The following is a 15402-nucleotide window of genomic DNA, read 5'->3' as shown; positions in this document are numbered from 1 at the left end:
ATCGAGGATTCTGGATCTTGCGACGGTGGGTATAGCTTCTGAGTGGAAAAAAATCGAAAGAGAAATCAAATCCGTGCCATGACTTTACTTATCTCTTGAGCTTTACTGCCGATATACCCTCGTATGAGGGGAATACCCACGTTAGTTGGGAATAGTACTCACACCACTAAAGTATTAGGTCTACACCCGTTTTGTAATAACGGTAAAAATCAGCATCACATGACGTGCAGAAGCCAAATTAATGGCTATATTCACCAAGCATGTCAGGAAAGGACATTTTATTGACTTCAACTTGAAAGCGCTTCGTATCTGGATCGCAGCTAAGTAGTCACGGACCGATGAAGTGAGGAAGCGTCATGCGATTGCAGCCTGTTAACAGCCTCCTGCAAACCAGAACCAGTTTGATCGTGTATTTTCTTTTCGGTATTCGTCTTGCCCACGGGATCACCAGCATCCTGCCAGGCGTGCTGGTATTCCTTTTTTCCAGAGAAAGCCTTTCTGATGTACCGCAGAGTTACTTCGCGGTATTGGGATTCTATGGGCTGCTGTGCGTCCTGATATTCCAGACCCTCGGCGTTTACTCCGAAGCGCTGTTCAGCAACGCGCTGCGCTTCCGCCTGATTATCGTGGCGTGGTCCGCCGCGTTTTGCCTGCTGCTGTTCCTGCACAAGACCCTGGCGTTCTTCGACTACCTCACCGACGATCATCTGGTGATGTGGTACATCGCCAGTCTTGCGCTGTTCTGCATCGAGCGACTGTTCATGCTGGTGCTGTTCAGGCACCTGATGCAAAAAGGCTTCTTCCTGCAGAACGCGATCATTCTGGGGGCCACTGAGAACGGCAAGCGGCTGGCCGAGTACCTGCTGGACAATCAGGATATTCGCTCTGGAGTCAGCGGCTTCATCGACGACCGGATCGGGCGGCTGCCCAAGACCATGGCCGGGCTGCCGCTGTTGGGTAACAGCGACGATCTGGAACGTCTGATTCGCGAAGAAAAGGTCACCCAGGTGCTGGTCGCCCTGCCCTGGTCGGCGGAAAACCGCATGGACTACATCATCCGTGAACTGCGCAGGTTGCCGGTCAATGTGCTGCTGGTGCCGGATATGGTCGCCTTCCGCCACGCGCACAACCGGATCACCGAAGTCGCCAACCTGCCGATGTTCAACGCCTCGGATGTTCCCCTTTCCGGCTGGTCCCCTTTCTTCAAGCGGCTGGAAGACATGCTGCTGTCGAGCCTGGCGCTGGTGTTGTTGTCGCCGGTCATGCTCGCCATCGCCATTGCCATCAAGCTGGACTCACGCGGCCCGGTCTTCTTCTGGCAAAACCGCTATGGCTACAACAACCGCATGATCAAGGTCTGCAAATTCCGCTCGATGTATCACCACCAGAGTGATGCAACCGCAGCGCAACAAACCACCCGGGATGACGCAAGGGTCACACGGGTCGGGCGTTTCATACGCAAAACCAGCCTGGATGAATTGCCTCAGCTGTTCAATGTGATTGCAGGCAGCATGTCCATGGTAGGACCGCGCCCCCATGCAACGGCCACCAAAGCGGCCGGGATTCTCTTCGAGCAAGCGGTGAAGGAGTACACGTCACGCCATAGGGTCAAGCCGGGCATAACCGGCCTGGCGCAAATCAATGGCTATCGTGGTGAAACAGACACCGTGGAAAAGATCGAAAAGCGCGTGGAGTTCGATCTGGAGTACATCGAAAACTGGTCCGTCTGGTTCGACATCTACATCCTTTTGCGCACTGTTCCTGCAGTGCTCTTCACTCGCGAGGCTTATTGATGAGCATCCTCATCCCCTGCATTATCGCCGGCGGTGCCGGTACCCGGCTGTGGCCGGTTTCGCGCGAAGCCATGCCCAAGCCTTTCATGCGCCTTCGTGACGGCGAAAGCCTGCTGCAGAAAACATTCAATCGGGCCGTTGGCCTGCCTGAGGTCGGGCGACTGCTGACCGTGACCAGTCGCGAAGTGTATTTCCGTACGGTTGACGACTACCGCCAGCTCAACAAAACCAAGGTAAAACTGGATTTCATCCTCGAACCCTTCGGTCGTAATACGGGCCCCGCGCTGGCAGCCGCTGCGCTGCACGTGTCCAGGTTATATGGCGACGATGCGCAATTGCTGGTCTTGCCTGCCGATCACCTGATCGCCGATGTGGCGGCATTTGCCAAAGCGGTCCAGGCCGCCCAGGTGCTGGCGGATGATGGCTGGCTGGTCACGTTCGGCATTCTGCCCAGCAAGGCGGAAACGGGTTTCGGTTATATCGAAAAAGGCCAGTCGCTCAACAGTGATGGCTATCAGGTTGCACGCTTTGTCGAGAAGCCGGATGCGGCCACTGCCCAGGCTTATCTGGACGGCGGGCTGCATCTGTGGAACGCCGGCATGTTCTGCATGCGTGCCGACAGCCTGCTCCATCAATTCGCCAAGCACGCGCCGGAAGTCCTCGAAACAGTCAAAGCCTGCCTGGAACTGAGTTCTAGCAAGGAAGGCAATAACGAGTTGCAGATCGAACTGGACAGCGAATCGTTCGCCAAAGCGCCGGATATTTCCATCGACTATGCCTTGATGGAGCGCTCGCAAAAGGTCGCGGTGGTGCCCTGCGAACTGGGCTGGAACGACATCGGCTCGTGGCAGGCCGTACGTGAACTGGTGCCGGCCGATGCTCAGGGCAACCAGTGCAACGGGCCGACCGTGCTGCATGACGTGAGCAATTGCTACATCGACTCCAAGCGTATGGTCGGCGGCGTTGGCCTTAATGACCTGATCATCATCGACACCCCGGATGCACTGCTGATCGCGGACGGCACACGCAGTCAGGATGTGAAGTTCGTCGCTCAGGAGCTCAAACGCCAGGGCCACGATGCCTATCGCCTGCACCGCACCGTCACCCGCCCCTGGGGCACTTACACCGTGCTCGAAGAAGGCAAGCGTTTCAAAATCAAACGCATCGTGGTTCGCCCGCAAGCCTCGCTGTCGCTGCAGATGCACCACCATCGCAGTGAACACTGGATAGTGGTCAGCGGCATGGCGCGCGTTACCAACGGTGAGCGGGAATTCATGCTCGACACCAACGAGTCGACGTTCATCAAACCGGGCCATACCCACCGGCTGGTCAACCCGGGGGTGATTGATCTGGTAATGATCGAAGTGCAGAGCGGCGAGTATCTGGGGGAAGACGACATCGTGCGCTTCACCGACGTCTATGGCCGGGTAGCGGCGCCAACCCCGACGTCCTGACCCTGCAGGATTTCATTAATCAAATGGTTGTAACTGACGATATATCTGCTTGTGCGGCACGCACTATGCAACACGGATGACAGCGGTCACCCGCCGACATGATGGTTTACCCGCAACGGGAGTTGTATTCATGCAAGACAGGAGTTTGGGGGCGGTCAGACACATTTTGCTGGTGCTGGGCCTGTTAGTGGTCAGCGCCTGCAGCACCCCGGCACGCGTGGGTTTACCCGACGACCCCGCACAGATTGAAGCCGGTAAAGCCGCAGGACGCGCGCTCGCCGGTAAGCCTTTGCCACCGCAACGCGTGCGCCCCGGTGACACCTTGCGGATCGTGCGCAACACCGGCGAAGCACCGTCAATTTCCGCTTTTACAGCGAACTCCATCTACGAACTGACCCTGTTTCAGGTGCTCAACGACGGCACGTTCAGTTATCCGTATATCGGCTCGGTGCAGGCTGCCGGCATGACCTTGCCGCAATTGACCGAACATTTGCAGAGCAAGCTGCAGGACGTCTATCGCGAAACTGCGATGACCATCAACATCTCGCAATCGCCCGGTAATACCGTGTTCGTCGGTGGCGCGGTGCGTAATTCGGCAGCCCTCTCCGCCACGGTTGCCACCACGCTGGTTCAGGCGATTGTCGGTGCCGGAGGCGTTGCCAATGACGGGGACGCGACGATGGTCGCCCTGCTTCGTCAGGAAGACAACGGCCTCTACAAGACTTACTTTTTCGACTTCAGCAAGCTGCTCTGGGCAGACAACGACGGCCCCCGTGGCCCGGTGCTGTTACAGCGCGGCGATGTGGTGTTCGTGCCCAAGTCAACAGTGGGTGACAAGGCCGACGGCGTAAATCTGTATTTCAACCAACTGATCCCTTTCGCCAAGTCACTGGGTTTCGGCGTGAATTACAACCTGCGCAGCGAAAACTAAAAGTCAGGGAAAAGACATGATCAATATCCGTTCACTGCGCGACCTGCTGCGCCTGTTCTTCATTTTCAAACATGAAGTTCGACTGACCGTCATGGTGACCTTCATCATCATAGTGCTCGGTGCTTTTTTACTGCCCAACCGGTACGAATCAACCGCACTGCTGCTGGTAAAACCCGGTCGCGACAGTAGCACCGTGCCCATCGAGTTCGCCGACCGTCAGGCCATCGTGATTCCCAGCGCCCAGCGCGATCCGATTCTCGACGAAGAACGCATGCTGACCGGTCGGCCGATCATGCGTACGGTTGCCGAAAAATACCTGGCTGAAATCTCCAAAGCCGAACAGGAGCAAGGTGCTCTGGCCTCGATAAAGAACCTGCTCAAGGATACTGTGGGTTCGGTCATTGCCGTGTTTCGAGGTGCATTGCAGCTTATTGGTCTGGTCGAGAAGCGCTCGCCGGAGGAGCGTCTGGCTGAAGACCTGTCGAAGAACTTCAAAGTCAGCCATGACCCTGGCTCGGCGGTGATGGAGCTGACCTTTTCCTGGAATGACCCGAAGGTCGCCAAGGATGTTCTGGAGGCCTGGATTTCCGAGTACGAACAGCAACGTACCCGGGTACTCGGCCGCGTCAGTCTTTATCAATTCTACGAAACCGAAGTCAAATCCACTCAGGCGCGGATTCTCAGTTACAAGAAGCAAATCCAGACGTACCTCAATCAACTGGGTGCGGTGAGCATTGCCCAGCGCCTGGCGGACACTTCGCAGGGCCTTAATGACCTGACTACAGAGCGCAACAACACTCTGCGCTCGATTGCTTCCACCAAGGCGGGCCTGGACAAGCTGCAAGAGCAACTCAGGCAGCAGTCGAAAACAGTCAGTGCCGGTCGCGAACTGAGCCTCAACCCCAACCGTCAGGATTTGCAAAACCGTATCAACGGCAAGGAAGTCGAGCGTCAGGAACTGCTGCGTTCCTTCAAGGAATCGGCGCCACCGGTTCGCGCGCTGAATCAGGAAATCAGTAACCTCAAAGCATTGCTGACCCAGCAGGATGCAACCATCCAGCGCTCGGAAAGCATCACCCCTAACCCCATCTACAACCGGATGCAAAACGTGCTGGCCGACCAGCAGGCCAGCTACGCCCGCCTGCAAACCCAGTTGACGCAGCAAAACCTGCAACTGGCGCAATGGGAAAAAAGCCGTCAACTGGCGCTGAATCTGGAGCCGGAGATGTCTCGCCTGCAGGGCGAGCTCGACGCCGCCGAGAAGAGCTTCGCCCTGTACAGCAGCAGCCTTGAGAAAGCGCGGATCGACCGCGAGCTGGATCGCAGCCAGATCAGCAACATTGCCGTCATCGAGCAGGCCACTTACAACCCCAGCCGGGTCTTCCCGAAAAGCTTGTTGATGTTGCTTATGGCTTTCCCGTTGAGCGTCGGGGTGGGCCTGGTGGCGATGTACTTCTTCTACCTGCTGGATCAACGGATCCACGACGGTGACAAGATCGAGACCCGTTTTGGAGTGCCGGTCTGGACCAGCCTCCAGGAACTGGGCAATGCAGAAGACTCGCGCAATACGGCGTTCGCGGCCAGCCTGCACAGGCTGTACGGAACCCTGCCGTTGCGTCAGGTGGCAGAGAAAGGCCTGGCACTGGGGTTTACCTCATCCCACGAAGGCGAAGGTGTCAGCTTCGTCATCGGTCATCTTGCCAGCCTGCTGCAGGAACAAGGTTACAGGGTGCGTACCGAAGGTGCTGGCCCGACGGTGCCGGGTGAAATATTGCTGATTGATGCTTCAAGCATTTTCAGCAACCAGAATGCCTTTGCTCTGTTGCGTGATTCCGACCTGATCCTGCTGATCGTCAAGGCGGAGGAAACCACCGTGCCAATGCTGGAAAACGTACTGGCAACGCTGCATACCGCGTTCAAGAAAGTCGACGGCATCATCATCAACCGCCGCCGTTACAAGGTGCCAAAACGCGTGATGGATTACCTCAAACGCTTCCAGAACCGAGGCTGACATGCACATTGCCCTACTCGCGCCACTACCGCCCGAGCAGAACGGCATCGCCGACTACGCCGGGCACCTCAAGCATGCGCTGGAGCAACTTGGCGTACGGGTCAGCACGCCGCTTGCGGGCGTCGGCAACGACCAGGCGCGCGCCGTTCAACGGGTGGCTGAAACCGATTGGCAAGGCATTGATCTGGTCCATGCGGAAATCGGCGGCGGCCGACTCGCAGAGTTTCATGCCTTGCGCGCCTTGCGCCAACGCTTCCCGCGGCTACCGCTGACGGCGACCGTTCATGATCCGGAGCGGCTGGTCTGGCGCCGGGCAAAACTGCCCTGGCCACTGTCACTGGCGAGTTCGCTGCCCTCGCCGCTGCCGGAAGTCGCCACGGTCCTTGCCGACCCGTTGTGTCTACGCGAAGAACGCCAACTGGCGCGCAGCATGACCCGGTTAGTGACGCTGACTCAGGCGGGAGGCCTGGCATTGCGCCAGCGCATGGGCTTGCGCGAAGAACAAATGGCAGTCATTGCCCATGGCAATCTCCCCATCACGCCCGTGTCGCTGCCGCCGCTGCACACCATGCGCTTGCTGTACTTCGGTTTCATCTACCGCGGCAAGGGTATCGAAGACTTGCTGGATGCCATGGCCGACCTGTTTACCCGTCAGCCACAGTTACGCTCGCGGGTGCGCCTGACCCTGGCCGGCGGCAGCGAGCCGGAGATGGCCTTTGGTCCGTCCGGCAGCTACCTGGACCAGTTGCGCCTGCGCATTAAACAGCTCGGACTGACCGACGTGATCGACTGGAATCTGGACCTTCCAGCCGAGACCATCGCCGATGTCATTCAGGCTCACCACGTCATGGTCTTGCCGTACCGCGAATCCAGCAAACTGAAGCTGCTGGGTAATTTGCGCGGCACCAGTGGCGCGCTGTCGTGGGCCGTGGCCTGCGGGCGCGGAGTGATCACCTCCGATGCTCGCTCGTTTGCCGAAGAAGTCTCCCACGGTAACGGCATGATTTTCCCTCAAGGTAATGTCGCGGCCCTGAGCGCGGCCTTGAATGAAGTCTGCGCGGTGCCGGAACGGGCCACGCAATGGGCCGCACAGGCCCGAGTCCTTGGGCAGCAGCGAGTCTGGAGCCAGACCGCCGAGCGCTTCCGTCAGTTGTTCCAACATGCATGCGAGGCCGACTGAGATGAAATCTGCAGCGGGTTTGTGGTTGGCCAGTGCGCTGGCCTGTTCGGCGCTGGTGTCTGACTGGCTACCTGATGCTCAGGCGGCAACCGTCCTGCGTGCACCACGCGCAGTGGTCTGGCAGGACTTTCTGGGCGTCAACGCGCAGTTCCAGTATTTTTCACCCGCCATGTACCAGCAACAGATGGATCAGCTGGATGCACTGGGCCTCAACTGGGTGCGCCTGACCATTCACTGGCCGATCATCGAGCCCGAGCAGAATCAGTTCGACCTGGTTGATCTGGACGGTGCGATGGCGACCATGAACACCCACCACTACAACATCCTCGCGTATCTGGTCGGCTCTGCGCCTTATGTCAGCAGCGCTCCTGAGGGAGTGCCCAGCCGCGACCAATACCCGCCCCGGGATTTCAACGTGTTTGCCGCACGCATGACCTCGCTGGCCCAGCGTTATCCGCAGGTCGACAACTGGCAGGTCTGGAACGAGCCCAACATCATCTGGTTGCCCAAAGAAGACCCGGTGGCCTACGACACCCTGCTGACGACAACGGCCGATGCCATCCGCAAAGCCGAACCGGACAAGACCATTGTCACTGCGGGCATGGCCTACTACAGCCAGATGCACAGCACGTCCGGCTACATGCTGCAAACCCTGCTGGATCGCGGCTTGGGTAAACGCAACATTGTTGCCGCCTATCACCCGTACTCAGAGTTTCCGGAAGGCGACTCGCCCCCGGACCGGGATTTTCTGGTCAAAGCCAACGCCATGAATAACCTGCTGCACAGCAACGGCGTCGAGCAGGTGTGGGCCACCGAATGGGGCTGGTCGAGCTACAACGGACCGGTGGAAATGCAGGCGATCATCGGTGTGCAAGGCCAGGCCGATTACACCCTGCGCCGCCTGGCACTGATGAGCGCGCTGGATTACCAACGGATTTTCCTGTTCAACCTCAGTGATCTGGACGAACGCGCCAGCGCCCGGGATCAGGCTTATGGCCTGTTGGATCTACAAGGCAATCCGAAACCGGTCTACAACGCCCTGAAGAACTTCCTGACCATCACCGGCCCGCGCCTGGAACCTGCCGATCCGCCGGGCGTCAGCGCAGTTCCCGCCGATCTGTATGCCGTGCCCTGGACCCGCAGCGACGGTAAACGGCTGCTGATGTTCTGGAGTGCCACGGGCACGACCCTGACGTTTCCGGCGATCAAATCCGCGGTCATTCACGATCCGTTGAGCGGCACACGTACCGAAGTGGGCAGTACCGACAATACTCAGGCCCAAGGCGTCAGCGTGGCCCTCAAGCCGACCCTGCAAATTCTGGAATGGAAACCCTGAGCGATGCGAATTCTCTGGACACTACCCTACATGCCCTGGCCCACCACCAGCGGCGGCAAGACGCGGGAATATCACCTGTTGCGCAATCTGGCTGCACGCGGCCACCAGATCACTTTGCTGGTGCAATCCAAGACAGACGTCGATCAAAGCGCCCGTGACGCACTGGAGCCCTGGCTGGAACGCCTGATCGTCCTGCCGCGGCGTCCGCTCAAAAGCGTCAAGACGCTGATGGCGATCGCCGTGGCGCCAGCGCCCATGCTGGCCTGTATCAACGGCTATGCGCCACGCCTGAGCGAGGTCTTCGAAGGATTGCTGGAAGAGCATTGGGATGTGATCCAGCTTCAGCACACCTACGGCTTCGAACCCCTCGAAAAGCCGCTGAGAAGATCCGGCAAGCCGTTCGTGATGACCGAACACAACGTTGAATCGGCCATGGGCGCTACCAGCTACGACCGACTGCCGCGCTGGGCAAACCTGTTCGCCAGCTATGATCGCTGGCGTTATCGCCACTGGGAAAGCCGGGTGTTCCGTCAGGCCGATCAATTGATCGCGGTGACGGAAGACGATGCCAAGGAAATTTCCCGACTCAGCGGCAAGGCCACCGCAGTGGTCGTCAACAGCGTCGACTGCGGTTACTACGCCCAGGTCAAGCCGGACCCTTACAGCAACCGCCTGCTGTTCATCGGCAATTACGAATACGGCCCCAATGTGGATGCCATTGAATGGGCCCTGAGCGAAATCATGCCGAAAGTCTGGCAGCACGCGCCCACCCTGCGCTTCGTGGTGTGCGGCTTCGCCCTGCCCGACTCATGGCGCGATCGCTGGCCCGATCCACGCATCGAGTTTCAGGGCTTTGTCCCGGACCTGCGAGCCTTGCAGAACAATACCGCGATATTTTTCGCGCCGCTGCGTCAGGGCGGTGGTTCCAAGCTCAAGGTGCTGGAAGCCATGGCCGCCGGGTTGCCGGTGGTCACCACCGACCAGGGCAGCTCGGGGCTTGCCGTGGTCAATGGCGAGCACTATCTGGGCAGCGAAGACCCACTGGAACTGGCGCGAATCATCACCGAGGCGATTGAACAACCCGCACGTCTGGCCCAGATCGGCGAAGCCGGTCGCAAGTACGTGCAAACCCACCATGACTGGTCGGTATCTGCCGCTCAACTGGAGCGCATTTACACGCGACTCACACCCGCCAAAGTCAAAGCCGAACAGGAGCCGCGCCCATGCGTATAGGACTTGATTACCGGCCGGCGACCGGCTACCCCAACAGCGGCATCGGTCGCCAGAACATCGCCCTCGAAGAGGCTGCGCGCGCTAACCCCGACACTCAGGTGCAACTGTTCAGCGTGGCGCCTTTCGACCACCCGATCCGCCGACTGGCCTACTGTCCGAAATGGTCAACCCCCCTCAACGGCATCCACCGACTGCCGGAACGCCTGCGTTTTGAAGGGTTGTTTTTGCCCAAGGCCCTGCGCGACGCGGAAGTACAGGTGTACATCTGCAACATGAATATGGGCCTGCCCCTGGGCCGCAAACCGGAGGGCATGCGTTACGTGCTGCAATTGCAGGACCTGTTCCAGCTGACGTTGAAGAACAGCCACGGCTCACAGCTCAAGGCACGGATTTACGGCATCACCGATCGGCTGTCTATCGCCCACTCGCTGAAGGTCGCAGATCGCATCTGGACGCCGTCGCAATTCACCGCCGATGAATGCATCCGCCTGTTTCCCGAGACCCGAGACAAATTGCGCGTGTTGCCCGCGCTGGTCAGCGGCTGGAGCGAAGCGCCTTCGGACCTGCAAGGCTGGACGCTGCCGGAGCGCTACTGGTTGTGCGTCGGCACCCGTGAACCGCGCAAGAACATGGGATGGTTCATTGATGCCTGGCAAAGCGCCCGTCGCCAGTTCGACAACGTGCCGGACCTGATCCTGATCGGCGCACCGGAACACTTGCCTCCCGCCCAGCAAGCGCTGCCCGGCCTGCACTTCCTGAGCGATATCACTGATGCCGAACTGCATGCTATTTACGCCAGGGCCGATCGCATGTGGCAGCCCTCCTACGCCGAAGGTTTTGGCCTGCCGGTAGTGGAAGCGCTGGGTGTCGGCACCCCCGTAGCCGTGGCCAGCGGTTCATCACTGGATGAAATAACCCCGCCCGGCAGCCCACGCTTTTCACCCACTGACACCGGAGCGCTGATCAACCTCATGGGTACGTTGGCCAACACTGAAAAGGAAGACCCTGAAGTACTCAAGACCTGGGCTGCCGGGTATGGACCCAAAGCTTTCAACCAGCGCTTCGATGAGCTGATCGAGGAGTTGCGCTGATGCCATTGGCAATGCCCGTCGGCTTGCTCTTCGGTCTGTTGTTTGGCGCGATGTTCTGGCTGCTGCCTGCGTTCAAAGTGCTGGCGGCGATGATCGGCGTGGTCGCCATCGCCACGGTGATTCGTCGTCCCCTGCGTGGCTTGCTGCTGTTCGGCATGCTGGCCACGTTTCTGCCGTATTCCACGGTGAATGTCGGGTTTCGCACGACTGTTTCCGAAGCACTGCTGATGCTGGTCTGGGCGGCTTATCTGGCGCACCGGATGTTCACTGACCCGCCGCGACTTCCACCGTTGCTGCGTACGGAACGGCTGCTGATTGCGCTGATGCTGTACAGCGCCCTGCCGTTTATCGTCGGGCAACTGACCATCACTGCACTGGGCAACGGACCGATCAACTGGGTGCGCTGGCTGTTCAATCTGTCGGCGCTGTTTCTGGTGCCGCGCTTGCTGGATCAGCAGAAATACCGGGAGCAAATGATCTGCGCATTGCTGCTCGGCACACTGTTGCTTTTGCTGCTGTCGATCCCGGTGTTTCTGAAAGCACGCACCGCCGTCGCCATGATCCCGGTCCTTGGCGTCCTTGGCTATGGCGGTGTGGACGTGCTGAACGAAAGCCTGCTCTCGCTGGCCGACCGAATGGGCACACCCTGGATGCACCCCAATGTCGCAGGCGGCGCCATGGCGCTGATTGTGCCGCTGGCGTTCTGCATTGGCATGACCCGCAGCGGCTGGCCGAGATCACTGGGTTTTGCCGTCGCGATTCTGGGCAGCATCGGCCTGTTGCTGACCGGTTCTCGCGGAGCCTTGGTCAGCCTGGCGCTGGTCATGATGTGGATGGCCCGCAAACGAGTGCCTTTCATTGGCCGCGTCCTCATGGGCGGCGTCGTTGCCGGGACACTGCTGTTGATGTTCTATCCGCCGTTGCAGGAACGGATTTTCACCCTGTTCACCAACGACGACACCAGCACCGCGATTCGCTTCCTGGAGTACAGCCACTTCCCCGACGCCATGGCCAAATTCCCCATGGGCATTGGCTTCAAGATAGATCCGCCGGTCCCCGGTGCGACGCTGTTCGGGATCTCCAACCTGTGGCTGAACTTCATCTACAAGATGGGCATTCCCGGCATGTTGCTGTTCATTGCAGTCACCGTCAGTTGGTGGCGTGAAACCCGTCCCGAAGACGGTTTCATCACCCTCACCCATGACAACGCGATCTGGCTTGGCACCACCACCGGCCTGCTGGCCGCGTTGACCAGCGGCCTGTTCGACCATTATTTCAGTTTCACCAGCGTGCTCATCGCCGTGTTCTGGCTGATGATGGGTATCAATCTGCATGAGGCAAAACGCTTGAAAAGCCAGGCGGCCCTCGTTCGACACGCCTTACCGGAGCAGGAATTCAAATCATGAAACACCGTCTGATGCACTCCCACGACCTGCACCTCGCCTTGCCTGAGTACGCGCGCAAAATGGGCGTGGAACTTGAAGAGCTGCAAAGCGCTTATGAATGGATGATGAGCCACGACGTGTGCTTTGAAACCACGATCAAGGGCCGCACGCTGTCATTCATCAGCTACCTGAATATCGAGCCGCGTATCGAACATCCGCTGGCCCGACGCTTTTATCGCTTGCTGGCCACGGAAATGCCCGGAGCGCTGATTCCTCTGTACGGGATCAACTGGCCCACCCTGCGCGACCGCATGCTGCGCACCTGGGAACAGGCTTACAACATTCTGATCTGCAAGATTCCCAGCCACACTTTGCGCTTGACCTGGCTGCGCATTGGCGGGGCCAAAATCGGCAAGGGCTCCAGCGTATGGCGCAACACCGAAATCCTTGGCGTCGACAGTCTGCGCATCGGTGAAGACACCACCATCGGCTGGCATTGTCAGCTGGATGCGCGAGGCGGTCTGATCATCGGCGACCATGTCACGGTCGCGTCCCACGTGCTGATCATCGCAGGCGGTCATGACCTGCAGGCACCGGAATTCTGGGCGGTGGGCGGGCCAGTGCGCATTCATGACTACGCCTGGATCTGCAGCCGCGCGCTGCTCTCTTTCGGCGCCGACATTGGTGAAGGTGCAGTCGTCGGCGGTGCTGCCGTGGTCTCCAAACCCATCCCGCCCTACGCCATCGTCAGCGGCCCGAACGCCGAAATAAAAGGTGAACGTGCCCGTGGCCTCAACTACAAAGTGGGCGGCAAAGGCCTGTTCGCTTTGTTCCATTAAGGCTGACCCATGTTGGGTTCAACACTGTGGCTGACCCTCGCCACGCTGACTGGACTGACTGCCGGGTTTGCCCGTGAGTGGCTGCTGGTCGCTGCCTGGGGTGCGGGCGCACAAAGTGATGCGTTTCTGGTCTCGATGTTTCTCCCGGAAGCCTTGCGCATGGCCCTGGCCGCCGGATTGTTGAGCGCGGCTGCGTTGCCGTTGTATCAGCAGCGTGACCCGATCGCCCAACAGCGTTGGCTGAATGCCCTGGCGCCACGATTGCTGCTGTGTGGTCTGATGCTGGCGCTGCTGCTGAATCTCGGCGCACCGCTGTGGGTGCGGGGCGTCGGGCCCGGACTGGATGCCAGTGGTTATGCGCTGGCGGGCAGCAGCCTGCAATGGCTGGCATGGTGCGCGCCGGGCTTTTTGTTGCATGCGCTGCTGTGTGTGCCGCTGCAGGCGCGCTCGCGTTTCGTCATGGCCGGGCTGGGTTCGTTACTGTTCAATCTGCCACCGGTGATCTATCTCGCCGCTGCCAGCCATGCCGCCACACCGGTCGGCCTGGCACTGTCTTGCGTGCTGGGCAGTTTGTTGATGCCCGGCACGTTGCTGCCGACGTTGTACCGGATGGGCTGGAAACCGTTGCAATGGCAAGCCGAGCCCGGCGTGGGTCGGGAATTGCTGCAACGCATAGGTCCGTTGCTGAGCAGTAACCTCGCCAGCCAGGGCCTGGCCTTGCTGGAGCGCATGGTCGCTTCGCTGCTGGGCGAAGGCGCGGTGACCTGGATCAACCTGGCCCGCAAGTTGATCAACCTGCCGCTGATTGCGTTGATGAGTCTCAATCAGGTGCTACTGGGTTTGATGAGTGGCAGTGCCGCCGATCAGCGTCTGGTGCTGCTGCGCAAGGGCTTGAGCAGCGCCACCTTACTAACCCTGCCCGCCATCGCCGGTCTGATCGGCGCATCCGGTGCGCTGGTGGTGTTGCTGCTGCCAACCCTGGCCCACGACGGGCCGCTGCCGGAACTGCTCGCCTGGTTCGCCGTGCCCCTCATGTTCGGTGCCTGGAATGCCTTGCTTGCACGTTACGCCTACGCGGCAGGCGATACCCGCATGCCGTTGAACTGCGAGCTGATCGGCAACCTGTGCAACGCCCTGCTGCTGGGTGTCCTGCCGTTTTTCCTCGGTCTGATCGGCATCGCCATTGCGGCATTGATCGGCGCAATCATCACCGGCCTGCTGCTGATGCGCCGCCAACAATTGCTGACCTTTGTACCCTGGCAAAGCCAGTGGGCGCTGGGTGCAGCCGCCATGCTGATCGCGGCGCTGATGCTGCACCCGATCAGCAACACGTGGCTGCAACTGGGGTTGAGTTGTGCGTATGGGGCGGTCTTGTTGATTGGCCTTGCGGTATGGCTGAGGCCTTGGCGCAACTGACCCTTTTGACAGGATGCTTTTGTGGGAGCCGGGCTTGCCCGCGATACATGAGACGAGGTTGGAAGACACACTGCGTTATCGTTTATCGTCCTGTCCGGATGCGGCTCGGCCAAGGCACCGCTCACAGATATTGGTACTCACCTGTAGGAGTGAGCTTGCTCGCGATGAACGATGAACGATGACACGGTATAGCTGACAAACCGAGTCGTCTGCATCGCGGGCAAGCCTCGCTCCCACAGGTTTGCAGGCCAACATAGAATCTCCCACCGGTCTGATCTCAGCACTTGTGCAATTGTGAGGATTTGCATTTCAATGACTGATCATCCACGGCCGCCCAGCCGCTTTGCCTTTCAGCGCATGAGGGTTGGTTTTGGTGGGCACGACGGGCTTGCTCGGCACGCAGCAACTGCAGCCACTGGGGTGGCGCTTGCTGTCCTGATACTCGGCAACGGTTTTCGGTGCGTGGGCGCTGCGTTCGTTGGTCTCGATGGCGCGGCGTTTGTTGCCTGAAACCGTGCTCAAACCCGGCGCAGACAAAATCACCCGCATGCTTGATGCGCCGCATTCCGGGCAGGTGCATGGCGCACCGCTTTCGGCCATGGGCTTGAGCGCAGTGAAGTCCCCACAGCTGGGGCAATCGAATTCGTATAGGGGCATGGGCAGATTCCTGAGAACAATGAGGTCTCCGGTAGGAGCCAACTTGTTGGCGAGGCGGTGTGTCAGATGCCAGGCC

Annotated in this window: 12 protein-coding genes; 11 read left to right on the top strand and 1 reads right to left on the bottom strand. The window is 59.5% G+C overall.

The window, feature by feature from the left end; translation table 11 throughout:
- The first annotated feature begins 356 nt into the window (after nt 1-356).
- From CKW31_RS12840 to CKW31_RS12790, 11 genes are all read left to right on the top strand, one after another.
- Nucleotides 357-1793: an undecaprenyl-phosphate glucose phosphotransferase gene (locus CKW31_RS12840; protein ID WP_095095281.1), complete on the top strand. Its 1437-nt coding sequence runs from the start codon at nt 357-359 to the stop codon at nt 1791-1793.
- Nucleotides 1793-3247: a mannose-1-phosphate guanylyltransferase/mannose-6-phosphate isomerase gene (locus CKW31_RS12835; RefSeq protein WP_095095278.1), complete on the top strand. Its 1455-nt coding sequence runs from the start codon at nt 1793-1795 to the stop codon at nt 3245-3247. The genes CKW31_RS12840 and CKW31_RS12835 overlap by 1 nt, the downstream gene beginning before the upstream one ends.
- A 130-nt stretch (nt 3248-3377) precedes the next feature.
- Nucleotides 3378-4178: a polysaccharide biosynthesis/export family protein gene (locus tag CKW31_RS12830; RefSeq protein ID WP_095095276.1), complete on the top strand. Its 801-nt coding sequence runs from the start codon at nt 3378-3380 to the stop codon at nt 4176-4178.
- Between the two features lie 16 nt (nt 4179-4194).
- The gene (locus CKW31_RS12825; RefSeq protein ID WP_095095273.1) at nt 4195-6189 is read left to right on the top strand and encodes an exopolysaccharide transport family protein; all 1995 of its coding nucleotides are present in this window, start codon (nt 4195-4197) and stop codon (nt 6187-6189) included.
- A 1-nt stretch (nt 6190) separates the two neighbouring features.
- The gene (locus tag CKW31_RS12820) at nt 6191-7369 is read left to right on the top strand and encodes a glycosyltransferase (RefSeq protein ID WP_095095270.1); all 1179 of its coding nucleotides are present in this window, start codon (nt 6191-6193) and stop codon (nt 7367-7369) included.
- 1 nt (nt 7370) lies between these two features.
- Nucleotides 7371-8705: a cellulase family glycosylhydrolase gene (locus CKW31_RS12815; protein ID WP_256582591.1), complete on the top strand. Its 1335-nt coding sequence runs from the start codon at nt 7371-7373 to the stop codon at nt 8703-8705.
- Between the two features lie 3 nt (nt 8706-8708).
- Nucleotides 8709-9938: a glycosyltransferase family 4 protein gene (locus tag CKW31_RS12810; RefSeq protein WP_095095263.1), complete on the top strand. Its 1230-nt coding sequence runs from the start codon at nt 8709-8711 to the stop codon at nt 9936-9938.
- Nucleotides 9929-11029, top strand: a complete 1101-nt coding sequence (locus tag CKW31_RS12805; RefSeq protein ID WP_095095260.1) for a glycosyltransferase family 1 protein — start codon at nt 9929-9931, stop codon at nt 11027-11029. The genes CKW31_RS12810 and CKW31_RS12805 overlap by 10 nt, the downstream gene beginning before the upstream one ends.
- Nucleotides 11029-12435, top strand: coding sequence for an O-antigen ligase (locus CKW31_RS12800; RefSeq protein ID WP_095095257.1), 1407 nt, complete (start codon nt 11029-11031; stop codon nt 12433-12435). The genes CKW31_RS12805 and CKW31_RS12800 overlap by 1 nt, the downstream gene beginning before the upstream one ends.
- A complete protein-coding gene (locus CKW31_RS12795) occupies nt 12432-13253 on the top strand; it encodes an acyltransferase (protein ID WP_095095253.1) in 822 nt (273 codons plus the stop codon). Before CKW31_RS12800 ends, CKW31_RS12795 begins: the two co-directional genes overlap by 4 nt.
- 9 nt (nt 13254-13262) lie before the next feature.
- Complete coding sequence (locus tag CKW31_RS12790; protein WP_095095250.1) at nt 13263-14669, top strand: lipid II flippase MurJ; 1407 nt, start codon at nt 13263-13265, stop codon at nt 14667-14669.
- Between the two features lie 309 nt (nt 14670-14978).
- On the opposite strand, the gene CKW31_RS12785 is transcribed toward CKW31_RS12790, so the two are convergent.
- Entirely contained in the window at nt 14979-15326 is a 348-nt protein-coding gene (locus CKW31_RS12785; RefSeq protein WP_095095247.1) for a zinc ribbon domain-containing protein, read from the bottom strand.
- Between the last annotated feature and the right edge of the window lie 76 nt (nt 15327-15402).

Source organism: Pseudomonas sp. Irchel 3A5 (genome assembly GCF_900187575.1).
Classification (GTDB): domain Bacteria; phylum Pseudomonadota; class Gammaproteobacteria; order Pseudomonadales; family Pseudomonadaceae; genus Aquipseudomonas; species Aquipseudomonas folii.
The sequence above is the reverse complement of the archived record's forward strand: the minus strand, read 5'-3'. Positions and strand labels throughout refer to the sequence as shown.